The organism is Stella humosa (genome assembly GCF_006738645.1).
GTDB classification, from domain to species: domain Bacteria; phylum Pseudomonadota; class Alphaproteobacteria; order ATCC43930; family Allostellaceae; genus Allostella; species Allostella humosa.
Window position 1 is genome coordinate 1,396,667 of the sequence record NZ_AP019700.1, and the last position, 23,324, is coordinate 1,419,990.

At 71.4% G+C, this 23,324-nt stretch carries 19 protein-coding genes and 1 pseudogene; 14 read left to right on the forward strand and 6 right to left on the reverse strand.

The window, feature by feature from the left end; translation table 11 throughout:
- Positions 1–2 precede the first annotated feature (2 nt).
- Positions 3–1,175 (reverse strand): DUF2061 domain-containing protein, encoded by a 1,173-nt coding sequence (locus STVA_RS06595; RefSeq protein WP_123689392.1) that lies wholly within the window; start codon positions 1,173–1,175, stop codon positions 3–5.
- 3 nt (positions 1,176–1,178) lie between these two features.
- Complete coding sequence (locus STVA_RS06600; RefSeq protein ID WP_142235685.1) at positions 1,179–2,291, reverse strand: hypothetical protein; 1,113 nt, start codon at positions 2,289–2,291, stop codon at positions 1,179–1,181.
- A gap of 188 nt (positions 2,292–2,479) precedes the next feature.
- On the opposite strand from STVA_RS06600, the gene STVA_RS06605 reads away from it, so the two are divergent.
- Positions 2,480–3,427 (forward strand): substrate-binding domain-containing protein, encoded by a 948-nt coding sequence (locus tag STVA_RS06605; RefSeq protein WP_123689390.1) that lies wholly within the window; start codon positions 2,480–2,482, stop codon positions 3,425–3,427.
- Entirely contained in the window at positions 3,424–4,098 is a 675-nt protein-coding gene (locus STVA_RS06610) for a hypothetical protein (protein WP_123689389.1), read from the forward strand. The genes STVA_RS06605 and STVA_RS06610 overlap by 4 nt, the downstream gene beginning before the upstream one ends.
- Positions 4,099–4,111: 13 nt before the next feature.
- Here the strand turns inward: STVA_RS06610 and STVA_RS06615 are convergent, their stop codons facing one another.
- Both STVA_RS06615 and STVA_RS06620 read right to left on the reverse strand, forming a co-directional pair.
- A complete protein-coding gene (locus tag STVA_RS06615; RefSeq protein ID WP_170216424.1) occupies positions 4,112–5,641 on the reverse strand; it encodes a cytochrome b in 1,530 nt (509 codons plus the stop codon).
- Between the two features lie 112 nt (positions 5,642–5,753).
- Positions 5,754–7,220, reverse strand: a complete 1,467-nt coding sequence (locus STVA_RS06620; protein WP_123689387.1) for an N-acyl-D-amino-acid deacylase family protein — start codon at positions 7,218–7,220, stop codon at positions 5,754–5,756.
- A gap of 286 nt (positions 7,221–7,506) precedes the next feature.
- On the opposite strand from STVA_RS06620, the gene STVA_RS06625 reads away from it, so the two are divergent.
- Both STVA_RS06625 and STVA_RS06630 read left to right on the forward strand, forming a co-directional pair.
- Positions 7,507–9,702, forward strand: coding sequence for a tetratricopeptide repeat protein (locus STVA_RS06625; RefSeq protein ID WP_123689386.1), 2,196 nt, complete (start codon positions 7,507–7,509; stop codon positions 9,700–9,702).
- A complete protein-coding gene (locus STVA_RS06630; protein WP_170216423.1) occupies positions 9,699–10,532 on the forward strand; it encodes a class I SAM-dependent methyltransferase in 834 nt (277 codons plus the stop codon). Before STVA_RS06625 ends, STVA_RS06630 begins: the two co-directional genes overlap by 4 nt.
- A 4-nt stretch (positions 10,533–10,536) precedes the next feature.
- Here the strand turns inward: STVA_RS06630 and STVA_RS06635 are convergent, their stop codons facing one another.
- On the reverse strand, positions 10,537–10,731 hold the full coding sequence (locus STVA_RS06635) for a PLDc N-terminal domain-containing protein (RefSeq protein WP_123689384.1): 195 nt from the start codon (positions 10,729–10,731) through the stop codon (positions 10,537–10,539).
- Positions 10,728–11,537 (reverse strand): bifunctional 2-polyprenyl-6-hydroxyphenol methylase/3-demethylubiquinol 3-O-methyltransferase UbiG, encoded by an 810-nt coding sequence (gene ubiG, locus STVA_RS06640; RefSeq protein WP_123689383.1) that lies wholly within the window; start codon positions 11,535–11,537, stop codon positions 10,728–10,730. The genes STVA_RS06635 and ubiG overlap by 4 nt, the downstream gene beginning before the upstream one ends.
- Positions 11,538–11,704: 167 nt before the next feature.
- On the opposite strand from ubiG, the gene STVA_RS06645 reads away from it, so the two are divergent.
- The 10 genes and pseudogenes from STVA_RS06645 to prmC all read left to right on the forward strand — a co-directional run bounded on the left by STVA_RS06645 (position 11,705) and on the right by prmC (position 23,184).
- Entirely contained in the window at positions 11,705–12,925 is a 1,221-nt protein-coding gene (locus tag STVA_RS06645) for an aspartate kinase (protein WP_123689382.1), read from the forward strand.
- Between the two features lie 5 nt (positions 12,926–12,930).
- On the forward strand, positions 12,931–13,983 hold the full coding sequence (locus STVA_RS06650; RefSeq protein ID WP_123689381.1) for an NAD(P)H-dependent flavin oxidoreductase: 1,053 nt from the start codon (positions 12,931–12,933) through the stop codon (positions 13,981–13,983).
- Positions 13,983–16,247, forward strand: coding sequence for a phosphoenolpyruvate--protein phosphotransferase (gene ptsP, locus STVA_RS06655; protein ID WP_123689380.1), 2,265 nt, complete (start codon positions 13,983–13,985; stop codon positions 16,245–16,247). Before STVA_RS06650 ends, ptsP begins: the two co-directional genes overlap by 1 nt.
- A 159-nt stretch (positions 16,248–16,406) precedes the next feature.
- Positions 16,407–16,619: pseudogene (locus STVA_RS28540) on the forward strand (helix-turn-helix domain-containing protein); the annotation flags it as partial.
- 57 nt (positions 16,620–16,676) lie between these two features.
- Positions 16,677–17,483 (forward strand): DUF4115 domain-containing protein, encoded by an 807-nt coding sequence (locus STVA_RS06660; RefSeq protein WP_420822826.1) that lies wholly within the window; start codon positions 16,677–16,679, stop codon positions 17,481–17,483.
- Positions 17,484–17,552: 69 nt separating this feature from the next.
- Positions 17,553–18,701 carry a flavodoxin-dependent (E)-4-hydroxy-3-methylbut-2-enyl-diphosphate synthase gene (gene ispG / locus STVA_RS06665; RefSeq protein ID WP_123689378.1) on the forward strand — a complete coding sequence of 383 codons (1,149 nt, stop codon included), beginning with the start codon at positions 17,553–17,555 and terminating at the stop codon, positions 18,699–18,701.
- Between the two features lie 31 nt (positions 18,702–18,732).
- Complete coding sequence (gene hisS, locus STVA_RS06670; RefSeq protein ID WP_123689377.1) at positions 18,733–19,977, forward strand: histidine--tRNA ligase; 1,245 nt, start codon at positions 18,733–18,735, stop codon at positions 19,975–19,977.
- Positions 19,978–19,985: 8 nt separating this feature from the next.
- The gene (gene hemA, locus STVA_RS06675; protein ID WP_123689376.1) at positions 19,986–21,248 is read left to right on the forward strand and encodes a glutamyl-tRNA reductase; all 1,263 of its coding nucleotides are present in this window, start codon (positions 19,986–19,988) and stop codon (positions 21,246–21,248) included.
- Positions 21,245–22,330 (forward strand): peptide chain release factor 1, encoded by a 1,086-nt coding sequence (gene prfA / locus STVA_RS06680; protein WP_245978286.1) that lies wholly within the window; start codon positions 21,245–21,247, stop codon positions 22,328–22,330. The genes hemA and prfA overlap by 4 nt, the downstream gene beginning before the upstream one ends.
- Positions 22,327–23,184 (forward strand): peptide chain release factor N(5)-glutamine methyltransferase, encoded by an 858-nt coding sequence (gene prmC / locus STVA_RS06685; protein ID WP_123689375.1) that lies wholly within the window; start codon positions 22,327–22,329, stop codon positions 23,182–23,184. The genes prfA and prmC overlap by 4 nt, the downstream gene beginning before the upstream one ends.
- The last annotated feature ends 140 nt before the right edge of the window (positions 23,185–23,324 follow it).

A 23,324-nucleotide genomic window follows, 5' to 3' on the forward strand; every position in this document is an offset into this window, starting at 1 on the left:
TATCAGCGATTGGTCCCGAGGTAGGCGAAGTCGATCACCCGGGCGCTGTCGCGCCGGCTGCCGGGGCCGCGGACCTGTTCCCACGCCAGTTCGTGGAAATAGAACTTGGTCGTGTTCACCGTCACCTGCAGCAGCACCAGCATGCCGGCGGCCCAGGGCTGGCCGATCCAGAAATAGTCGATCCAGATGTTGGCGAACGACACCATCGGCCGGTAGGCCAGCGTCTTGTAGAGGGCAACGGTCGCGGGGTCGGCCACCTGCGAGCCGGGGTCGAGACCGCGCTCCACCAGCAGGGCGATCTGCCGCTGGTGCATCTCGCCGTCGATCGCACCGGATTTCAGCAGATCGTCGATCGCCGCCCGCCGCTGCTCCAGCACCCCGCGGTGATCGGCCACGGCGTTCGGCATCGCGATCTGCGCGGTGGGGTCGAGCCGGTTCTTGATGCCGGCCTCGACGAGGCCACTGAAGCCCACGGCCCATTCCGTCAGCGAGCGGGCAACGCCCAGGCGCACGGGGTCGCCTTCGAGCTGTTTGGGCGCCCACGGGCTGGCGGCCCAGCGCCCCGCATGGTCGGGCAGCGACCACAGTGCCGGCGTGAAATGAAACCGGGCGTCGACGACATCGCTGCGGTTGGCGACGCGGAAGCCGACGGTCAGCCATTCGGGCGGCGCGCGCAGGCCGCGCTCGGCGATGAAGGCCGCGGCCGACCGGGCCGTCGCGGTGCCGTTGCGGTTCGCGGTGGTGTGGGTCAGGAAGAAGCAGGAGCCGTCCCACCCCGCCTTGTAGCGGATGGTTGCGATCGGCAGGTCGGTGCGCTCGCAGTCCGCGGCGATGCCCCAGCCGTCCATCACCGGCAGCGCGTTGGCGTGGATTTCGACCTTGGCCGTGATCCGGTCGCCGTCGACCTGGAGCAGGATCGCGCTGTGGATCGCGCCGTAGGCACCGACCTGCTGACCGCCGGCATAGGGGGCCAGCGCGTGCGCCGCCACGACCCAGCGGCCGGCCGGCAGCGGCACCTGCTTTCCAGCGATTTGCCAATGGCCCTCGATCTCGGCCCCGACCAGCGGAGCGGGGTCGGCGGCTCGCGCGGCTGCCGGCGCCAGGAGGGTGGCCGCCAGGAGAGCGATCGCCGGAAGAATTGCGAAGCAGAGGCGCATGCGCAGGCTATCGACCATCGCTCACTCCATCGCCCCGATATAGGCAAAGTCTATGATGCGGTTGGCATCCCGGGTCGACTGGCGCGCGAAGTGATCCTCCCAGTAATTGTCGTTCAGGACGAAGATCACCGAATGGATCGCCACGATCGAGGCCGTGATGTAGGTCGACAGCGGGTTGCTGAGCGTGACGATGAAGGCCAGCGCATAGTCCACCGTCGACCCGAAGACGCGGAAGGAGATGTTCTTCTGCATCGCCAGCGGCAGCCCGCCCGGATTCTCGATCACGGCCGGGATCTCGACCAGCGCCCGCCGCTGCTGGAGGACATATTCGGTGGCCGTCAGGGCGCCCGCCGCATACAGCCGGTCGAGCGCCAGCAGTTTGCCGTCGACCTGCGGCGTCTCGCTGCGGAAATGCGCCTGCATCGGCATCGGCGCCGATTCGCCCTGCAACTGGTTGCGGATCCCGCGCTCGATCCGGCCGTCGAACCCCATCGCCCAGATGGTCAGGGCTTCGGCCGCGTGCAGCTTGCGCGGGTCGCCGCGCACCGCGTCGGCGTCCCAGGTCCCGGCGATGGCGCCGCCGGCCAGAAGGGCCGGGTCGAAATGGTAGCGGACGTCGACCAGGTCCTGCCGGTCGCTCATCCGGAAGCCAGCCGTCAGCCAGGTGTCCGGCAGCACCGCACCCGCCTCCGCCTGCATCGCCCGCCAGGCCGGCGGCCCCTCGGCCCCACCCGACGCGGTCGCCCGCACGAACAGGCAGGACAGGTCCCAGCCGCTGCGGTAGCGGGTGACCAGGATGAACTGGCTGCCGCGCTCGCAGCTTCGCGTCCGGCCCCAGCCGTCGTTGACGGGGACGGCGTTGGCGTTGATCTCGACGACCGCCACGATGCGGTCGCCCGACCGCCGCGTCAGCACGAGGTTCTCGATCGTGCCGAAGGCACCGATCTCCGGCATGTCGAGCGGCTGCACCCCGATGCCCGTCACGGTCCATTCGCCGGCCGGCAGCGGGATCTGCTTCTGGCCCACCGTCACCTGATCGCTGACGCGCGCGCCGACCGTCACCTTGCCGATGGCGGGGGCGATGCTCAGCGTTGCCAGCACCAGTGCGGTCACCGCCCAGGCCATGGGGTGCATCACGAGCGCTCCTCCGTCAGACGTCAGGGAGACCTTCTCTATGTCCCGACGATAGGCTAGCCTGGGACGCGAGCCACAAAGAAGAAAATTCTCGCACGAGGCGGAGAGGCAGGGCCGCGAGGTCCACGGGAGGGGTGCTGATGGTCGTCGACGCCACGCGATGGGGTTGCGCCGTTCGACGTGCGGGTTTGGCTGCGTCCGTCCTGCTCGGATTCCTGGTGGCGGCCCACCCCGCCCCGGCCGATGCCGAGGCCGCCGCCCGTTTCCTCGACCCGTCGCTGGCCTGGCTGGCCCCGGCGCTGCCCGAGTCGTGGCGGCTTGCCGCAGCGGACGCGGTCCCGCCCGTCCTCTGCGCTGGCCGAGGGCCGCTCTCCGGCTGGCTGGCGCTGGCCCCCGTACCGCCACCTGAATTCGCCGGCTGCGCCCGGTTGCGGCCGATGCGCCAGGCGACCCTGGCGGTGGGGCGGCAGGCCGGCGTCGTCGTCACCGGCCGCGGCACGCCGGAACTGCGCCTCGATTCCGCCCGGCTGCACCAGGCGCTCGAGGGCGGTGCGGAGGGCGGCCCGCGCAGTTGGCGCGACATCGACAGCCGACTGCCCGATACCCCGATCGCCGTCCTGCTGCCGGATGCCGGCAGCCCGCTCTGGCGCCTGCTGTCCGCCACCGTCCTCCAGGCGGGATGCCTGAGCCAGCCGGCAATCCGGCGGATCTTCGATGCGGGCGAGCGCCGGGCGCGCTGCGAGGCGGTGCGGACCGATGGCGCCGTGGACCGCCGGCAGGACGGCACCGATGTTACCGGCTGGCTGGCGGCGCGCGGCGCGGGCGCCGTGGCGGTCGTCACCTTCGCGGAGTTCCTGGCGCTGGGCGACGGCGTGGTCCCGGTCGCCTTGGGCGACGTGCTGCCGACCGCGGCCGCCATCACCGCCGACCGGTACCCCATGAGCCGCACCATCCACCTCTCGGTGGGCCTCCCCAATCCGGCCGGTGTGGCCATGCTGCGGCAATTCCTGCGGCTCGCCGGAGAGGAGACGATCGGTCCGGCGGGTTCCCTGGCCGCGCTTGGCATCGTGCCGTTGTCCGCTCCCGCGCGGGTCGAACTGCGGCAAACCCTGCTGTCCCTGGGAGGCGCTTTATGACGACGGATCGGGTCGCCGGCACGGGCGCGCGGCAGTTCTGCCTGCGGCTCGGCCTCCTGGTGGCGGTAGCCGTGGCACCGGCGCTGCCGGTTGCGGCCCAGGGAAGCGAGGGCGTGCCTCCGCCCGCCGCCACGGCCGACGAGGGCGTCATCGCCGGCTCGTGGCGTGCGCTGGGCGAAGGCTGGTCCGGCCTGAAGGATGGGGCAGCAGCCGTCTGGGATACGGCGGCTTCCGCCTTTCTGCCGGCGCTGCCCGGCGAGTACCTGCCGGAGCGACAGCCCGAGCAGACCAAGGCATTCCTCACCCTGATGGACCTGGCCGGCTACCGCCTGGCGAAGATCGAGACGGGCGGGATGGTCCTGTCGCGTGTCCGCTACGAGTTCGTCCAGGAGCGGCGGCTGACGCCGGAGGATGCCGAGCGCGTGCGCCGCGCGATCGCCCGCCATGAGGCCGAGCAGAGCGGGCTGGCGGCGTCGTACCACCGCTGGGTCGTCCGCTCCCTGCTCGATGCGGCCCTGTCGGCGGATTTCAGGGTGGCCGACGTGCGCGTGAAGATGCGCCCCTTCCCGTCGCTCGACTTCCGCACGGTCGCGGTCGACCGCCCGCTCGATGACACCGAGCGCCGCCTGGTCCAGGAATTGAGGCCTGCCGCCGGCGGCAGGCCCCGCTGAAGGCGGCCGCGGTCTACTTCGCCGCTATCCGCCGCGCCTTGGGCCGCCCGTTCGTCACCTCCCAGGCGTCCGCCGTGCGCAGCAGCCGGCGGAACTCCTCGCCATTGGACAGCAGCTCCCGCCGGAGCCCGGGCGGCAGGGGGCGCGGGTCCTCGTAGTCGTCGACGGGCATCTTGTTCATGCGGACCTCGTCGATCACGGCGTCGATGCTGGCGGCCGCGTGCAGCGGCGTCTGCAGCAGGGTGAGCTTGTTCATCTTCCGGTGCCCGTCCGGGGCATGACAGACGGTGCAGTCGGCGTTGCGGAAGCTGATCGCCATGCGGCGGTAGCTTTCGTCCAGGGCGGCCAGATGGGGATTGTCGAGGCTGTAGTAGGCCGAGAACAGGGTCGCGCGCGGCTCGGCCACGCCGTCCGCCCCCGGCCACATCCACTCGCCGAGGAATACCGGCGGCTTGACCGGCTTGTAGACGCCACGGTTGGCATCCGACCCGATGTCGGCGCGATAGGCGAACAGCACCTTGCCGGCCGGCGACAGGCGCAGGCGGATCTGGTTGGCCTTCTCGTAGGCCGCCCATTTCGGATCGCTGTGCCAGAAGGGGTAGGGATAGAGGCCAGCGGGCAGGCCGTTGCGGAAATAGGCCTGCAGCGCCACCGTCCTGTTGCCGTCGGGCGACGTCTCGACGCTGACCTCGCCCGTGAACATGAAGAGCGACATGTAGAGGTCCTGGAAAAGATCGCCGCGGAACACGGTCGTCTTCTTCTCCTTCAGCCACAGGCCCTTCTGCTGTCCGCCGAACAGGAACGAATAGTCGCGCATGCTGGCTTCGACGCCCTGGCCCATCGCCTTCCGGCAGGCCTCGTGGGCGGCCGTGTCGTCGGGCTTCGCCATCGGGCAGGCCTTGGCGAGCGAGGCGGCCAGCGCCTTGGCGTAGGCGTCGACGTCGAAGGTCGCCTGCGCCTCGCCAGCCGATGGCAGAAGGGCGAGAAGTGCCGCTGCGGCGACCGCCGGGCGGGCCGCCTTGCGCGCGCGGGCCGGCAGCATGGCGTCCAGCACCCCGTCCCGGCGCAGCAGGTGATGGTAGACGATGGCGGCTGCGGCATGCGCCAGGATCAGCGCCAGCAGGGTATAGGCCGCGACCTTCTTCCAGCCATAGACCGTCATCGCCAGGTCGCGGTCGTAGTAGGCGACGCTGGGCACATCGATTCCGAACAGGGAGAGTTCCATCCCCTTGGCGTCGACATAGACCCAGCCCAGCGCCGCGGTGCCGAGAAGGAGCGCGTAGAGGCCGAGGTGGGCGGCCTTCGCACCAAGCTGCAGGATCTTCGGCACGCCAGCGGGCGCCGCCAGCCGCCGACCCCCTGTCAGCCGCCAGACGATGCGCAGCAGCATCACCAGGATCAGCAGCAGGCCGATGTTCTTGTGCAGGGCCACCGAGCCCTTCACCACCCCCGGCACGAGAACCAGCAGGAACATGGCGGCCACGAGGCCGGCCGTCAGCCAATGCAGCCCGACGCTGACCGGATCGTACCGGCCATGCGGCATCGTGGGATCCGATCGCATGGTTGCCCGCCCCCAGATTTTTTCCCCTATTTGATGATTGTCGAATTCTCCGGATTGGCAACTCAAATCGTCGCATGCACGCCAGCGGGAGTTGTCAGACGGCCGGGGCACCCCGCGTCGTGCCGGTCTGCCGACGCAGCGCCCGGCCGGGGCGGGCGCCGGTGCTGACGCCTTGCTGCCAGACCGTCTCGCCATTCACCAGAACGCGGTCGATGCCGGCCGCGGCCTGCTTGGGTTCGGCGAAGGTGGCGGAATCGGCCACGGTGCCGGCGTCGAACACCACCAGGTCGGCGAAGGCGCCCTCGCGCACCAGCCCGCGGTCCTTCAGTCCGAACTCCGCCGCCGGCAGCCCGGTCATCTTGTGCACCGCCGATTCCAGCGACAGCAGCCCCTGCTCGCGGGCATAGCGGCCGAGCACGCGGGGGAAGGTGCCCCACAGGCGCGGGTGCGGGAACGCATCCCACGGCACGCCGTCCGACCCGATCATCGAGCGCGGGTGGGCGACGACGCGGCTGACGTCGGCCTCGTCCATGGTGAAGTAGATCGCCCCGGCCGGGACCAGCGCCTTGGCCGTCTCGACCCGCGACAGGCCGCCCAATTCGCGCCCGACCTCGTCCAGGTCCCGGTTGGCATATTCGGGCCGGCCCTTGCACCAGGTGACGTGGACGCGCTCGGCCCGGTCGACGATGCCGGGCAGCAGCGCGGTGGAGGACGCGACATAGGGATAGACGTCGAAGCCCAGGCGCTGGGTCTTCTGCAGCTTCTCGATCAGCGGCAGCGACTGCGCGGTCTTGCCGAAGTTGGTGCGGCCCGCCGCCTTGTGGTGCGACAGGATCACCTGCACGCCGGCGCGCCGGCCGATCTCGGCCGCCTCCTCGATCGATTCCAGCAGCCGGTCGCCCTCGTCGCGGATATGGGCGGTGTAGATGCCGTCGTCGCCGCGCATCTCGCTGGCGATCTCGGCCACCTCCTCGGTCGTCGCCTTCTGCGCACCGGGGTAGAAGAGGCCGGTCGACATGCCGATGGCCCCGGCGTCGAGCGCCTCGCGCAACTGGCTGCGCATCAGGGTGATCTCGTCTGCCGTCGCCGGCCGCTCCAGGTCGTCCATGCAGTTGAAGCGCAGCGAGCGGTGGCCGACCAGGACGGCCGCGTTCAACGCCGGCCGACCGGCGTCGAGCGCCTCGAAATACTGCCCTGCCGTCGGGAAGCGCCAGCGCGGATCGTCCAGCATGGCGGACGCCGTCTTGGGCAGGTCGGCGCGGGTGTAGGGCGCCAGCGACGAGCCGCAATTGCCGACGACGACCGTGGTCACACCCTGGCTGGCCTTGGCCGGCATCAGCGGCTCCTCCAGCAGGTAGCGGTCGTCATGGGTATGGACGTCGATGAAGCCGGGCGCGATCGCCCGGCCCGTACAGTCGACCTCGGTCCCGGCCGACTGGCCGGACAGGTCGCCGACCGCGACGATGCGGTCGCCGGCGACGGCCACGTCGGCCAGGCGGCCGGGCGCGCCGCTGCCATCGATGACGGTGCCGCCGCGCAGGATAAGATCGGGTCGGGACATGGGCTCTCCGGAAAGCGGTCTGGCGGCCATCGCCTCTGCGGCTGGCCTGCGGTGGGGATGGTGGCAGTCTACGGTTTCGCCCGGCCCAGATGAATAGCCCGTCTGACCGGCGGCTGGCCTTGCGCGGCCGGACCCGGTAGTGTCCGGCCCCAATCTGCTGACACTGGCGAATCTGGTGACCGGGGCGAGCGAGCAGGACAAATCCAGGCCCGGGCCGGCCGCATCCACGGGCTTGGCATCCACGGGCTTGGCATCCACGGGCTTGGCATCGAGCGGCTTGGCGGCGATGCAGGCCGCCCTGGAGCGCCGGCCGGATGACGACGCCCTGCGCCTGAAAGTCGCGCGCGGGCTGATCGGCGCGGGCGACGCGGCGGCGGCCCTGCCGCATCTGCGCCGCCTGATGCAGGTCCAACCACCGCACCTGGCCTATTGGCTGCCGATGGCCGAGGCGCTGCTCGTCACCGGCGATCTGGAAGCCGCCCGCGAACTGATCGAGCGGATGCAGCGCTCGGGCGTCACCGGGGACGGGCTGGACGCGCTCCTCCGGCAACTGGCCCAGGCCGAATGGGCGCGCTATGGCATTCGCATCCTCGAGCGGCCGGTCGCCATGGCCGGCCTGGCCGGCGACTGTGTCCAGCCCGCCTTGCGGATCCACATCCTGGTCGACAGTCCGCCGGGCCTGGATACGGCGGAACTGGCGTCGGCGATGGCGCGCGCGCTGGATCTCGATCTCGGCGCGCCGCCCCCGGCCCAGCCGGCGGAGGGGACGGCGATGCTCCTGCGATCCCTGGTCGTGGCCTTGCAGCAGGCAGCGGGCCTGCCGGCGTTCGACACGGGGGCGGCACTGCCCGGGCCAGGCGGGAGAGGGATCCTGCTGCTGGTGCCGTATGGCGACGAGGCGGCCGCTCGGCGGGCGGCGGTCTGGGCGGCGTGGGCCATATCCAGCCTGCTGGCGGTCGGCTCCGGGCCGGCGCGCTGGGCCCGGCGGCTGGCAAGTCTGGCCCGGTCGCTGCCGGAACTGGTGGAGCAGTTGCGGCCGGCGGCATCGCCCACCGGCAATGCCATTCATTTCCTGCGGGCGGCGCACCGCATGGGCGTGCCATGGCGGCGCTTCGGCGCGCATGCCTACCAGATCGGCAACGGCGCGCGCTCCCGCTGGCTGGACAGCACCCTGACCGATCGGACCCCCGGCATCTCCGTCCGGCTGGCCCAGGACAAGATGGTGACCTGCGCCATCCTGCGACGGGCCGGCCTGCCGGTTCCGGCACATGAACTGGCCACGACGGTGGAGCATGCGGTCGCCGTCGCCGCCCGGCTCGGATACCCGGTCGTCGTGAAGCCGCTGGCGCTCGACGGCGGGGCTGGCGTCGCGGCCGGGCTCGAAGACGAGGCGGCGCTGCGCCGTGCGTTCGCCGACGCAGGCGCCATCAGCGACACGATGCTGGTGGAGAAGCATGTGGAGGGCGACGACTATCGCCTGGTGGTGGTGGACGGCCGCGTGACCTGGGCGATCGAGCGGGTGGCGGGTGGTGTGCGCGGCGATGGTGAGCGCACCCTGGCCGCATTGCTGGAGGAGTTGAATGCCGATCCGCGGCGCGGCAACGGCAAGGAGGCCTCGCTGCGGCGCGTCGACTGGGACGAGGAGGCGGCCCATCTGGCCCGCCGCCAGGGCCTGGGGCCGGACAGCGTGCCGGCCGCGGGGCGCTTCGTCCGTCTGCGGCGCATCACCAACGTGGCGCGCGGCGGCATGCCCGTGCCCCTGCCGCTCGAGCGCATCCACCCCGACAACATCCGCATGGCCGAGCGGGCGGCGGCGGCGCTGCGACTGGACCTGGCCGGCATCGATTTCATCGTGCCCGACATCGCCCGCCCCTGGCACGCGGTGGGTGGGGCGATCAACGAGGTGAATGCGCGGCCGAGCCTGGGCCTGATCACCGCCGGGCACCTGTTCCCGGACATCATCGCCTGGATGCTGGGCGGCGACGGCCGCATTCCGATCGTGGGGATCGTCGCGGGCGAGGATGCACCCGCGACCGACCTGGCGCGCCGCATCCACCGGCTGCTCTGCGATCGGGGCCTGCGGGCAGGCCTGGCGATCGCGGCCGGCGCCTGGATCGGTGACGAGCAGGTTTCCTGGGCCGACCAGCGGGGGGAGGCCGGGGGTGCGCTGCTGCTGACCGATGTCGCCGTCGAGGCGGCAGTCCTGCATCTGCCCAGAGAGGGCCTGGCAATCATGGGGATACCGTTCGACCGCTGCGACGTGCTGGTCCGCCTGGACGCGGACGGCCCGCCGGACTTTTTCGAGAAGGGCCTGCTGCGGCGCGCCACGTCGGCGCTCGTCGGCTTGCCGGACGCCCTGGCCGATCTGGCCGACGCACCGGCACCGGCGGTCGCGGTGCAGCCGGGGCCGGATCTGGCCGGCCGGCTGGCTGCCGCAGCGATGGGTGCGCTGGCGGGACTGCCGGCGGGGCCGGCATCGTGAGCCGGCCGGCGGACGGGTCGGCCAACTGGGGTAAGGCCAGCCGGCAATGGTCGAGCGTCGGCTCGCCGCTGCGCCCTTGCGCGGAGGATGTGGCGTTCACCGAGGCCGCGATCGACCGGCAGTTCGGCCAGACGGGGCGGCCGCCCGCTGCCGTCCTGCTGGGCGTGACGCCGGAACTGGCGGCCTGTCGCTGGCCGGCCGGCACGCGGCTGACGGCGGTCGACAATTCGCGCGCCATGATCGACGCGCTGTGGCCGGCGCCGGGCGTGCCGGATGGCGCAGCCGTGCTGTGCGCGGACTGGCGCGGCATGCCGCTGGCCGCCGGATCGATCGACATCGCGGTCGGCGACGGCTGCTTCAGTGCCGCACCCTTTCCCGATGCGGGGACCATCTGCCGTGAGATTCGCCGCGTCCTGCGCCCGGGCGGGCTCCTGTCGATCCGCCTCTTCACCCGGCCGGAGCGGCCGGAAACGGTGGACGGACTGCGCGAAGCCATCGCCGCGGGCACCGTCGGCAACGTCCATGCGCTGAAATGGCGCGTCGCCGCCCTGGTCCAGCCGCGGATCGAGGCCGGCGCCCGGCTGGGCGACATCTGGGACCTGTTCCAGCAACTGGCTCCGGCGATCGCACCCTTTGCCGGGCAGCCCGGCTGGCGCGCCGACGAACTGGCGACGCTCGACCGCTACCGCGACAACGACCTGCGCTTCTATTTCCCGACGCTGGAGGAATTCCGCGCGGTCAGCGCCCCCTGGCTGGAGGAGGTGGGTCGCGGCCACGGCACCTATCCGCTGGCCGAGCGCTGCCCGACCCTGCTGCTGCGGGCCAACTGAAGGCTCAGCGTCCCGCGCGCGGCCCCAGCAGGACGACGGCCAGCCATCCCAGGATGGGAAATATCAGCACGATGGCGATCCAGACGAGCTTGGCCAGGAAGCCGCGGTTGCTCTGGATGATGTGGTAGAGCGACCAGATCAGCAGGATGAAATAGATGATGCCGAGGATGCCGCCCCCGGCTGCCAGTTCGATCGTCATGCGGGCGCTGTCCCCGGGGCCTTGGTCGCGGCCAGCATGTAGTTGACGTCGAGGTCGTGGGCGGCCAGCGACCAGCGGTCGCGCAGCGGATCGAAGGCGACGCCGGTCATTGCCTGGATCTCCAGCCCGTTGTGGCGCAGCCTGGCGACCAACTCGCTCGGGCGGACGAACTTGCGCCATTCGTGCGTGCCGCGTGGCAGCCAGCGCAGGACATATTCCGCCCCGACGATGGCCAGCAGCCAGGATTTGGGGGTGCGGTTCAGGGTGGCCACGGCCATCAACCCGCCCGGTGCCAGCAATTGGGACGCCGCATCCAGGAAAGCGTCGCGGTCGGCGACATGCTCCACCACCTCCATGTTCAGGACCACGTCGAAACGCCGTCCCTGGGCCGCCAGTTCCTCGGCCGTGGTGAAGCGATAGTCGATGTCGAGGCCCATCTCCTCGGCGTGGACCCGGGCGACCTCGACGTTGCGCGGGGTGGCGTCGATGCCGGTCACGCTGGCACCCAGGCGCGCCATCGGCTCGGCCAGCAGGCCGCCGCCGCAGCCGATGTCGAGCAGGCTCAAGCCCGCCAGCGGGCGGTTGGCCGTCGGGTCGCGGCCGAACTGCCCGGCGATGCGGTCGCGCAGCCAGGCCAGGCGCACGGGGTTGAAGCGGTGCAGCGGGCGGAACTTGCCGTTGGGATCCCACCATTCCTCGGCCATGGCGGCGAAGCGCCCGATCTCGGCCGGGTCGACGGTGGAGACGGCGACGGCCGGCGCCCGCCCGCTACGGGCGGCGTCGTTCGTTTCCTGGGCGGTGGCCATCGGCTGGCTCCTCTCGACTGGAATGTCCTGTCCCGGCCGGTTGGGCCGGGCGGCCTTGCCCCGTGGCCGACCGGGAGAGTAAGTATACGGCCGTCGCGGGCGGGCAACGGCTTTATGCCGTGCCGCCCGCCTCTTTTGTTCGTCTACAGTCCGATGGCCCCAACCCGATGGCGCGAATCGTCCAGAAATTCGGCGGCACCTCCGTCGCCGATGTCGACCGGATCAAGAATGTCGCCCTGCGCGTGAAGCGCGAGGTCGATGCGGGCCACGAGGTGGCCGTGGTCGTCTCGGCGATGGCCGGCACCACCAACCAGCTCGTCGACTGGTCGCGCGCGATCTCGCGCCTGCACGACGCCCGCGAGTACGACGCCGTCGTCGCATCCGGCGAGCAGGTGACGGCCGGCCTGCTGGCGATGGCCTTGCAGGACCTCGGCGTCAACGCCCGCTCCTGGCTCGGCTGGCAGATCCCGCTGCGCACGGACGGCGTCCACGGCAAGGCACGCATCGAGGGGATCGACACCGGGCTGATGCTGGAGCGGATCGCCAGCGGCCAGGTGCCGGTGATCGCCGGCTTCCAGGGGCTGGGACCCGACAATCGCATCACCACGCTGGGCCGCGGCGGCTCCGACACCTCGGCGGTGGCATTGGCGGCAGCCCTGAAGGCCGACCGCTGCGATATCTTCACCGATGTCGACGGGGTCTACACGACCGACCCGCGTATCGTTGCGAAGGCCCGCAAGCTCGATAAGATCACCTACGAAGAAATGCTGGAGATGGCGTCGCAGGGCGCCAAGGTGCTCCAGACCCGGTCGGTCGAGATGGCGATGAAGCACGGTGTCCGCGTGCAGGTATTGTCCAGCTTCGTCGACCTGCCGGGCACGCTGGTCGTGGACGAGGAAGAGATCGTGGAACAGGAAATCGTCAGCGGGATCGCCTACAGCCGGGACGAGGCGAAGATCACCCTGGTGCGCGTGGCCGACCGGCCGGGCGTCGCCGCCGCCATCTTCGGGCCGCTCGCCGACGCGTCCGTCAATGTCGACATGATCGTGCAGAACGTGTCGGAAGACGGCAAGACCACCGACCTCACCTTCACCGTCACCAAGGCCGACCTCGACCGCGCCGTGAAAGTGCTGGAGGATAATCGTGGCCAGCTCGGCTATGAGGACCTGAAGAGCGATGCCGACGTCGTCAAGATCTCGGTCATCGGCGTCGGCATGCGCAGCCATGCCGGCGTCGCCCAGAAGATGTTCAAGGCGCTGGCCGAGAAGGGCATCAACATCATGGTGATCTCCACCTCCGAGATCAAAGTGAGCGTGCTCGTGGCCGAGGACTATACCGAACTGGCTCTTCGCTCCCTCCACAGCGCCTACGGGCTGGACGCCGCCTGAACCCGATGGAAGCACCTTCGCCCACCGCCATCGCCGACGGCCGGGAGCAGCTCGGCCGCCTGTGGCGCCGCGGCTGCGAGTTCCTCGGCACGCGCTACGCCATTCTGGGCGGGGCGATGACCTGGGTGTCGGAGCGCAACCTGGTTGCCGCCATCTCGAATGCCGGCGGCTTCGGTGTCATCGCGTCCGGCTCGATGAGCCCCGAGCGCCTGGACGAGGAGATTGCGGCCACTGCCGCACTGACCGACCGGCCCTTCGGCGTCAACCTGATCACGCTGCACCCCCAGCTCCTGGAACTGGTTGCGGTCTGCGCGGCGCGCGGCGTCAGCCATGTGGTGCTGGCGGGCGGCCTGCCGCCGGGGCCGGCGGTGGCGGCCATCAAGGCCGCCGGTGCCAAGGCGATCTGCTTTGCGCCGGCCCTCTCCATCGCCCGCAAGCTCGTGCGATCGGGCGTGGATGCCATCGTCATCGAGGGCATGGAGGCGGGCGGCCATATCGGCCCCGTCGCCACCAGCGTCCTGGCGCAGGAGATCCTGCCCCACCTGCACGAGGTACCGGTGTTCGTCGCCGGTGGCATCGGCCGCGGCGAGGCGATGGTCAGCTACCTGGACATGGGGGCGGCCGGCTGCCAGCTCGGTTCCCGCTTCGTCTGCGCCACGGAATCGATCGCCCATCCGGCCTTCAAGAAGGCCTTCCTGCGCGCCAACGCCCGCGACGCGGTGCCGTCGATCCAGATGGATGCCCGCTTCCCGGTGATCCCGGTGCGGGCGCTGGCCAACGCCGCCACCAAGCGTTTCGCCGACAAGCAGCGCGAGGTGATCCTGCGCTTCGACGCGGGCGAGCTGAACCAGAAGGAAGCCCAGCTCGAGATCGAGCATTTCTGGGCGGGTGCGCTCCGCCGCGCGGTGGTCGACGGCGATGTCGAGACCGGCTCCATCATGGCCGGCCAGTCGGTCGGCATGGTGACGCAGGAGCAGCCGACGGCCGAGATCATCGCCGAACTGGTCGAGCAGGCGGCGGCCGCCCTCACGCTGCGCGGGGCCGGGGCCGCCCGGTGATGGAAACGGCCGGCGGCGCGTCGGGGTCTCGCCGGCTCCTGCGCCGCCTGCGCGACCTGATGGCCAGCGGCGGCACGGCCCAGGAACGGCTCGACCGCATCGTCACCCTGATCGCCGGCGAGATGGTGGCCGAGGTCTGCTCCTGCTACATCCGCCGCGCCGGCGAGGTGCTGGAGCTGTTCGCGACCGAGGGGCTGCGGCCCGAGGCCGTCCACCGCACCCGCCTGCGTGTCGGCGAGGGGCTGGTCGGCGACATCGCCGCCCATGCCCGCCCCCTGGCGCTGGCCCAGGCCCAGACCCACCCGCAGTTCGCCTACCGCCCGGAGACGGGCGAGGAGGTCTATCACTCGCTGATGGGCGTGCCGATCCTGCGCGGCGGCAATGTCCATGGCGTGCTGGTGGTGCAGAACCGCACCCAGCGCGCCTATACCGAGGAAGAGTCCGAGACCCTCCAGACCGTCGCCATGGTGCTGGCCGAGCTGGTGGCGTCGGGCGATCTCGTGAACCCGATCGAGCTGGCGCCGGCCGAGGGTGCGGGCATGCTGCCTACCCGCTTCGAGGGCACGAAGCTGGTGGCGGGCCTCGCCATGGGCCAGGCCGTGCTGCACGAGCCGCGCATCGTCATCCGCCGCATCGTCGCCGAGGACCCGGCCGTCGAGCTCGACCGGCTGCGCGAGGCGCTGGCGCGCATGCAGTCGGCGCTCGACGCCCTGCTGGCGGCCGACGACGTGATGGCCGGCGGCGAGCACAAGGACATCCTGGAGACCTATCGGATGTTCGCCGAGGACCGCGGCTGGATCCAGCGCATCCGCGAGGCGATCCGCGGCGGCCTGACGGCGGAGGCCGCCGTCCAGAAGGTGCAGGACGACACGCGTGTGCGCATGCACACGATCACCGACCCCTACCTGCGCGAGCGCCTGCTCGACCTGCAGGACCTGACCAACCGGCTGCTGCAGCATCTGGCGGGCGAGGATGGCGGGCCGGGCGAGCTGCCGGCCGACGCCATCGTCATCGCCCGCACGATGGGCCCGGCGGAGCTGCTGGACTATGACCGCAGCCGGCTGCGCGGGCTGGTGCTGGAGGAGGGGTCGCAGACCGCCCACGTCACCATCGTCGCCCGCGCGCTCGACATTCCCGTGGTCGGCGGTGCCGAGGACATCATCGCCCGCGTCGAGCCGGGCGACCTGGTGCTGGTCGACGGCGTCAACGGCCAGGTGCTGCTGCGCCCGGGCGAGGACGTGCAGCAGCGCTTCGTCGAGGGCATGCGCGCGCGTGCCCAGCAGCAGGCGGCCTATGCCGCCATCCGCGACCTGCCGGCCGAGACGCTGGACGGGCAGCGGGTGGCGCTGCACCTCAATGCCGGGCTGCTGATCGACCTGCCGCAACTGGACGCGACCGGCGCCGACGGCGTCGGGCTCTACCGCACCGAGATCCCGTTCATGGTGCGCGCCAGCTTTCCCGACGTGGCGGCCCAGACCGGCATCTATCGCGGTGTGCTCTACCAGGCGGGCGAGCGCCCGGTGACCTTCCGCACGCTGGATGTGGGCGGCGACAAGCGGCTGCCCTACCTGCCGCCCTCGCAGGACGAGAACCCGGCGCTGGGCTGGCGGGCCATCCGCATGTCGCTCGACCGGCCGGCGATGCTCAGCCACCAACTGCGCGCTCTGCTGACCGCGGCCGATGGGCACCTGCTGCGGGTCATGTTCCCGATGGTGGCCGAGGTGGCCGAGCTGGAGGCCGCCCGCACCATCCTGGAGCGCGAGCGCCGCCGGCTGGCCGAGCGCGGGGTGGCCCCGGCCCGGATCGAGGTCGGCGTGATGATGGAGGTGCCGAGCCTGGCCTTCCAGCTCGATGCCCTGCTGCCGCGCATCGACTTCCTGTCGGTCGGCTCCAACGACCTGATGCAGTTCCTTTTCGCCTGCGACCGGGGCAATCCCAAGGTGTCGGGCCGCTACGACGTGCTGTCGCCACCGGCGCTGACCTTCCTGAAACGGCTGACGGATGCGTGCGCCGCGGGCGGCGTGCCGCTTGCCGTCTGCGGCGAAATGGCCGCCCGGCCGCTGGAGGCCATGGCGCTTGTCGGTCTCGGCATACGCGTGTTATCGATGCCCGCGGCCTCCGTCGGTCCGGTGAAGACGATGGTGCGCAGCCTGCGATCGGCGCCGCTCGCGTCCTACCTTGAGCGCCACATGGCTTCGGCCACTCGCAGTTTGCGCAATCAATTGAAGGCCTTCGCGCAAGACCATGGCGTGATCGTCGAATAGGTGGTTACATGAGCGTCCGCCCCTGCAAGGCGGGCGCGGTTCATCCGGGGGGATGGGCAACAATGGGAGCGGACACGGCCGTTTGGGGAAACGGCAGCGTTCCGTGTTGGCGGCGCCGGATCGGCGCGGAGGCGAAATAGACCGCAAAGGCGGCGGTGGATGCAGCTCGGGGCAACGAATTTGGGGATCGACTTCAACGGGCCGCAAAGCGGCGGCGAGCGCGCGCGTGGCCGCGGCGTCGGCGCCCTGTTGCGCCAGACGCGGATCGGTCGCGGCGAGGACCTGCGTCGCGTGGCGACGCGCCTGAAGATTCGCTATCCCTATCTGGCCGCTATCGAGGAGGGCCGCTTCGACAAGCTGCCCGGCATCACCTACGCCGTCGGCTTCGTGCGGACCTATGCCGAGCATCTGGGCCTCGACGGCGCCGAGATGGTGCGCCGCTTCAAGCAGGAAACCTCCAGCGTCGACAACCGGACCGAGCTGGTCTTTCCTGAGCCGACTTCAGAAACCAATGTACCTGGCGGCGCCATCCTGTTGATTTCGCTGGTCTTGGCCGTCGTCGGCTATACCGGCTGGTTCTACATGACCGAGCGCGAGGATGTGCGCCCGGAGCTCGTCGCGGCCGTGCCGTCGCACCTGGCCGCGCCGATGGCGTCCATCGCCCTGCCGGCCGGCGGACGCTCGCAGTCGCCGGCGTCGCTGACCGAGATGCCGCCGGCACCCACCCGCGAGGTGCTGGCCCGCTTCTCGCCCGAGGTGGTCGTCAGCCCGCCCAGCGATGCCGCCGATGCTGCCCGCCGGGCCGCGGCCACGGCGCGCATGGATGCCACGCCGCCGGCCTGGATGCCGCCGCAGCCGCCCGCACCGGCCCAGCCCGTGCGCTCGGCCATGGAGGCACAGGCCGCGACCGTGGCGCCGCGCGCCGAGCCCGAGGTCCAGCGGATGTTCGGCGCCACCAGCCCCGACAGCCGGGTCGTCGTGCGCGCCGTGGCGGACTCGTGGATCCAGGTGCACGACGCCGACAGCAACCTGCTGATGACCCGGGTGCTGCGCCCGGGCGAGGGCTATCGCGTGCCCGATCGCCGCGGCGTGACGATGCGCACGGGCAATGCCGGTGGCCTGGAAATCTATGTCGACGGTCGCGTCGTGCCCTCCATCGGGCCGATCGGCGGCGTCCGTCGCAACGTGGCGCTCGACGCCGAGCGCCTGATCGCGGGCTCCGCCGTTCCGGAATAGCGCCGGGTGCCATCCTTGCCGTCGGGTGGCGATCCTATATAAGGGGCCGCGCATTCCCAGAGGCCGCCGATGACCGTTCGCGCCTATCGCGAGATTCAACGCCGCAAGTCCCGTCAGGTCATGGTTGGCGCCGTGCCCGTGGGCGGCGACGCGCCGATCACCGTGCAGTCGATGACCAACACGCCGACCTCGGACGCCGCGGCCACCATCGCCCAGGTGCAGGCGCTGGAGGAGGCGGGCGCCGACATCGTGCGCGTGTCCTGCCCCGACGTGGAATCGACCGCGGCCCTGAAGGCGATCGTGCGCGCCGCCAAGGTGCCGATCGTGGCCGACATCCACTTCCACTATAAGCGCGCGATCGAGGCGGCGGAGGCGGGTGCGGCCTGCCTGCGCATCAATCCCGGCAACATCGGCAGTGCGGCCCGCGTGCGCGAGGTGGTAAAGGCGGCCCGCGACCATGGCTGCTCCATGCGCATCGGCGTCAATGCCGGCAGCCTGGAGCGCCACCTGCTCGAGAAGTACGGCGAGCCTTGCCCGGAGGCTATGGTCGAGAGCGCGCTCGACCACGCCCGCATCCTGGAGGACAACGACTTCCGGGAGTTCAAGATTTCCTGCAAGGCGTCCGACGTGTTCCTGGCCGTCGCCGCCTACCAACAGTTGGCCGACGCCTGCGACTATCCGCTGCACCTGGGCATCACCGAGGCGGGCGGCCTGCGCGGCGGCACGGTGAAGTCCGCGATCGGCATGGGATCGCTCCTGTGGGCCGGCATCGGCGACACCATCCGCGTGTCGCTGTCGGCCGACCCGGTGGAGGAGATCAAGGCCGGCTTCGAGATCCTGAAGTCGCTCGGCCTGCGCCGCCGGGGCGTCACCGTCATCTCGTGCCCGTCCTGTGCCCGCCAGCAGTTCGACGTGATCCGCACGGTCGAGATCCTGGAAGAGCGTCTGGCCCACATCACCACGCCGATGACGCTGTCGGTGATCGGCTGCGTCGTGAACGGCCCGGGCGAGGCGCGCGAGACCGACCTTGGCTTCACCGGCGGCGGCAACAACACCCACCAGGTCTATGTCGCGGGCGTCCCGCACCATCGCCTGAAGGATGCCGGCATCGTCGACCACCTGGTCGAGATGGTCGAGAAGAAGGTGGCCGAGATCGAGGCGGCTAAGGCCGCCGAGACCGCCGCCCAGGTCGAGCCGGCGGACGCCGCCGCAAGCTGAATTCCGCTCCTAACCTTACGTCAGGCCACCGATGAAGTCCTTGCAGCCGGTTCGCGGCACCCATGACCTGTTGCCCGATGCCTTCCGGCGTCACCGGCACGTCGCCGGCCGGGCCAAGGCGATCGCCGAGACCTATGGCTTCCAGGAACTGGCGACGCCGATCTTCGAGTTCGCCGAGGTCTTCAAGCGCACCCTGGGCGACACGTCCGACGTCGTCTCCAAGGAGATGTACAGCTTCACCGACCGCGGCGGCGAGGAGATCACGCTGCGGCCGGAAGGCACGGCCGGCGTGTGCCGGGCGGTCATCTCCAACGGTCTGCGCCAGAGCCTGCCGGGCAAGTTCTTCTATGACGGCCCGATGTTCCGCTACGAGCGGCCGCAGAAGGGCCGCCAGCGCCAGTTCCACCAGATCGGCATCGAGCTGTTGGGGGTCGAGGGGCCGCTGGCCGACATCGAGGCGATCGCGCTCGGCGCCCACATCCTGAAGGACCTGGGCATCCTCGAGAAGACGACGCTGGAGCTGAACACGCTGGGCGACCAGGAAAGCCGGGCCGCCTATCGCGCCGTGCTGGTCGACTATTTCACCGCCCACCTGGCCGACCTGTCCGAGGACAGCCGCGCCCGGCTCGACCGCAACCCGCTGCGCATCCTCGATTCCAAGGACGAGGGCGATCGCCGGCTGGTGGTGGGCGCGCCGTCCTTCCAGGAATACCTGACGCCGGCCGCGCGCGCCTTCTTCGCCACCGTGACCACCGGGCTGGATGCCATCGGCATCGCTTTCAAGCTGAACCCGCGGCTGGTGCGGGGCCTCGATTACTACTGCCACTCGGCCTTCGAGTTCACGACGACCGAGTTGGGTGCCCAGGGCACCGTGCTGGGCGGCGGGCGCTATGACGGCCTGATCGAGATGATGGGCGGGCCGGCGACGCCGGGCGTGGGCTGGGCGGCCGGCATCGAGCGGCTGGCGATGATGGTGGCCGACGTGGCGCCGTCGGTGCGGCCGATCGCGATCGTGCCGCTGGGGGAGGCGGCCGAGCTGGCGGCGCTCAAGCTGACCCAGGAACTGCGCCATGCCGGGCTGGCCGTCGACCTTGGCTATTCCGGCAATCTCGGCCGGCGGCTGAAGCGGGCCGACCGCATGGGCGCCCGTGTCGCCGTCATCCTGGGCGACGACGAACTGGCGCGCGGCGCGGCCATGGTGCGCGACCTCGACACGGGCGACCAGGCCGAGGTTGAGCTGTCGGCGCTGCAGGATCGCCTGGCGCAGTTCCGCTAGGCCGGTCCTTGGCCGCCGACGTCCTGTCGCGGCTCGGGCTCGTCGGCCTCAGCCACCACACCGCGCCGGCGCCGCTGCGCGACCGCATCGCGGCCGAGGAGGCGATGGCCGTGGTGTGGGCCGACCGCTTCGCCGGCCTGGCGGAAGAGACGCTGGTGCTGGTCACCTGCGACCGGGTCGACGCCTTCGTGGTGGCGGCCGACCCGGCGCCCTTGCTGGAGCGGATGGCCGATGACTTCGCGGCCGCCGGCGGGCTCGACCGGCTGGGCGCGCATGGCTATCGCCGGCTGGCCGGCGATGCGGTGCGCCATCTCTACCGGGTCGGCGCCTCGCTCGACAGCATGGTGGTGGGCGAGCCGCAGGTGCTGGGCCAACTGAAGGAGGCCGACCGTCGCGCCCGCCAGATCGGCCGGATCGGGCCGGTGCTGGACCTGGCGCTGTCCGGCGCCTATGCGGCGGCCAAGCGCGTGCGCAGCGAGACGGCGGTCGGCCAGCGCCCGGTCTCGATCGCGGCCGCCGCCGGCCATGTCGCGCGCGACATCCATGGCGACCTGTCGGGCCTGGTGGTGCTGGTGGTCGGCACGGCCGAGATGGGGGAACTGCTGGTCGATGCCCTGACGGCGGCCGGGCTCGGCCGGCGGGCGGTCGCCGACACCGGCGGCCCGCGGCCGGCGGCCCAGGCCCGGCGGCTGGACGCGACCCTGGTGCCGTTCGATCGCCCGGCGTCGGTGGTCTCGGCCTGCGACGTGCTGGTCTGCGCCACCTCTGGCGGGGCGGGGCCGGCCATTCCGGCCGCCGTGGTGGCCGAGGCGATGCGCCTGCGGCGCCGGCGCCCGCTGTTCCTGGTGGACGCGGCCATGCCGGCCGGCATAGACCCGGCAGCGCAGGCGCTGGACGGCGTGTTCCTCTACAGCCTGGCCGACCTGGAGCGCTTGGCGATCGACGGGCGGGCGATGCGGGCGGGCGCCGCGTCGGCGGCCGAGGCGATCGTCGAGGAGGAACTGGCCCGCCTGGCGGAGCGGATCGGCGCGCGCGACGCGGCACCGGCCATCCGCGACCTGGCCGACCGGTTCGAGCGCGAGCGGCGGCGGGCGCTGGCGGATGGCGGCGGCGATGCGGAGCGGGCGACGGCCCTGCTGGTCGCGCGCCTGATGCACGGGCCGATGGCCGAGCTGCGCCGGCTGGCGGCCGAGGACCCGGCCCAGCGCGCGGCGGCCGAGCGGCTGCTGGCGCGGATGTTCGAGGCAACGAAGGAAGAAGGTGGATCGTGAGCGACGAAGGCCGGCTGGACCATAAGCTCGATCGCGTCGTGGCGCGGCACCGCGAGATCTCGGCCATCCTGGCCGAGGCCAAGTCGGGTGCCGCCGATTTCGCCCGCATGTCCAAGGAGTTCGCCGAGCTCGACCCGCTGGTGGGCGAGGTCCAGGCCTTGCGCCGGGCGGAGGAGGAGCGGCGGGAGGCAGCCCAGATGGCCGCCGACACCGGCTCCGATGCCGAGATGCGCGCCCTGGCCGAGGCCGAGCGCGACGATCTCGACCGGCAGGTGGCGGCCGTCCGCCGGCGCATCCAGCTCATGCTGATTCCGCGCGACGAGGCCGATGCGCGCAACGCCATCCTGGAAATCCGCGCCGGCACCGGCGGTGACGAGGCGGCCCTGTTCGCGGCCGACCTGTTCCGCATGTACCAGCGCTATGCGGCGCTCCGGGGCTGGCGCTGGGAATCGATGGACGTGTCCGAGACGGGCATCGGCGGCTTCCGCGAGGCGATCGCCAACATCTCCGGCAAGGACGTCTTCGCGCGCCTCAAGTTCGAATCGGGCGTGCACCGGGTGCAGCGGGTGCCGACGACCGAGGCCGGCGGGCGCATCCACACCTCGGCCGCCACCGTCGCCGTGCTGCCGGAGGCCGAGGAGGTCGATATCCAGATCGACGACAAGGACCTGCGCATCGACGTGTTCCGGTCGAGCGGCCCGGGCGGCCAGTCGGTCAACACGACCGACAGCGCGGTGCGCATCACCCATCTGCCGACCGGCCTCGTGGTCATCCAGCAGGACGAGAAGTCGCAGCACAAGAACAAGGCCAAGGCCCTGAAGGTGCTGCGCTCGCGCCTCTACGAGGCCCAGCGCCAGAGCCTGGCCGATGCCCGCGCGGCCGACCGCAAGAGCCAGGTCGGATCCGGCGACCGGTCGGAGCGCATCCGCACCTACAACTTCCCCCAGGGGCGCGTGACCGACCACCGCATCAACCTCACCCTCTACAAGATCGATAAGGTGATGGAGGGCGAGGCGCTGGACGAGATCGTCGAGGCGCTGGTCGCCGAGGACGAGGCGGCCCGGCTCGCCGACATCCAGTGACCGGGGCGAGCGACGCCGGCAGCGAGGCGCTGGTCGCCGATGCGGCGGCCAGGCTGGCGGCGGCCGGCATCGAGGATGCCCGGCGCGAGGCGCGCTTGATCCTGGCGCATGCCGCCTTGTCCCCGGGACAGGTCCTGTTTCCCCGCGACGTGCGCCTCGACCAGGCGGGCCGCGCCCGCTTTGCCGAAGCGCTCGCCCGCCGGGTCGCGCGCGAGCCGCTGTCGCGCATCCTGGGCCGGCGGGAGTTCTGGAGCCTGCCCTTCGGATTGGGCCCCGACGCGCTCGACCCCAGGCCGGATACCGAGACGCTGGTGGAGGCGGTGCTGATGCGCCTCAGCGACCGCGGGCGGGCCTGGCGCATCCTCGACCTCGGCACCGGCAGCGGCTGCATCGCGCTGGCCCTGCTGAGCGAGCTGCCGGCTGCGGTCGCAGTCGGAGTCGACCGCAGCCCGGCTGCCTGCGGTATCGCCCGCGACAATGCGCACGCGCTCGGGCTGGGCGGGCGGTTTCACCCGATGGTCGCCGACTGGGGCTCGGCGCTGGGGCCGGGCGGCTTCGACCTGGTGGTGTCCAACCCGCCCTACATCCCCAGCGCCGATATCGCCGGGCTGGAGCCGGAGGTGGCGCGGCATGATCCGCTGGCGGCCCTGGACGGTGGCGCGGACGGGCTGTCGGCCTATCGCCGGATCGTGCCGGACCTGCCGCGCCTGCTGGCGCCAGGGGGGCTGGCGGGGCTGGAAATCGGCCTCGACCAGGCGGCATCGGTCGGTGCGCTGCTGGCCGCCGCCGGGCTCGGTCCGGTGGCGCTGGTGGCCGATCTGGCGGGGCACGACCGTTGCCTGCTGGCGGGGTGAAAAGCCCGGCAGGAACCGCCGGAAGTGGTGAAGAAATCGTTGGCGCCGCCGCCCGGGAGTGTCTAGAGTCCGGGTCCGTAGCCGGTTGTTTCGGCTTGGCGACCCTGATGGTCGCCCCTGTGCCATCGCCAATGGGGTCC

Excerpts from the sequence above, each read along its gene's own strand:
- STVA_RS06595 (WP_123689392.1), bottom strand. The coding sequence starts at position 1,175 with ATGGTCGATAGCCTGCGCATGCGCCTCTGCTTCGCAATTCTTCCGGCG.
- STVA_RS06600 (WP_142235685.1), bottom strand. The coding sequence starts at position 2,291 with ATGCACCCCATGGCCTGGGCGGTGACCGCACTGGTGCTGGCAACGCTG.
- STVA_RS06610 (WP_123689389.1), top strand. The coding sequence starts at position 3,424 with ATGACGACGGATCGGGTCGCCGGCACGGGCGCGCGGCAGTTCTGCCTG.
- STVA_RS06615 (WP_170216424.1), bottom strand. The coding sequence starts at position 5,641 with ATGCCGCATGGCCGGTACGATCCGGTCAGCGTCGGGCTGCATTGGCTG.
- STVA_RS06620 (WP_123689387.1), bottom strand. The coding sequence starts at position 7,220 with ATGTCCCGACCCGATCTTATCCTGCGCGGCGGCACCGTCATCGATGGC.
- STVA_RS06625 (WP_123689386.1), top strand. The coding sequence starts at position 7,507 with ATGCAGGCCGCCCTGGAGCGCCGGCCGGATGACGACGCCCTGCGCCTG.
- STVA_RS06635 (WP_123689384.1), bottom strand. The coding sequence starts at position 10,731 with ATGACGATCGAACTGGCAGCCGGGGGCGGCATCCTCGGCATCATCTAT.
- ubiG (WP_123689383.1), bottom strand. The coding sequence starts at position 11,537 with ATGGCCACCGCCCAGGAAACGAACGACGCCGCCCGTAGCGGGCGGGCG.
- STVA_RS06645 (WP_123689382.1), top strand. The coding sequence starts at position 11,705 with ATGGCGCGAATCGTCCAGAAATTCGGCGGCACCTCCGTCGCCGATGTC.
- STVA_RS06650 (WP_123689381.1), top strand. The coding sequence starts at position 12,931 with ATGGAAGCACCTTCGCCCACCGCCATCGCCGACGGCCGGGAGCAGCTC.
- ptsP (WP_123689380.1), top strand. The coding sequence starts at position 13,983 with ATGGAAACGGCCGGCGGCGCGTCGGGGTCTCGCCGGCTCCTGCGCCGC.
- STVA_RS06660 (WP_420822826.1), top strand. The coding sequence starts at position 16,677 with ATGGTGCGCCGCTTCAAGCAGGAAACCTCCAGCGTCGACAACCGGACC.
- ispG (WP_123689378.1), top strand. The coding sequence starts at position 17,553 with ATGACCGTTCGCGCCTATCGCGAGATTCAACGCCGCAAGTCCCGTCAG.
- hisS (WP_123689377.1), top strand. The coding sequence starts at position 18,733 with ATGAAGTCCTTGCAGCCGGTTCGCGGCACCCATGACCTGTTGCCCGAT.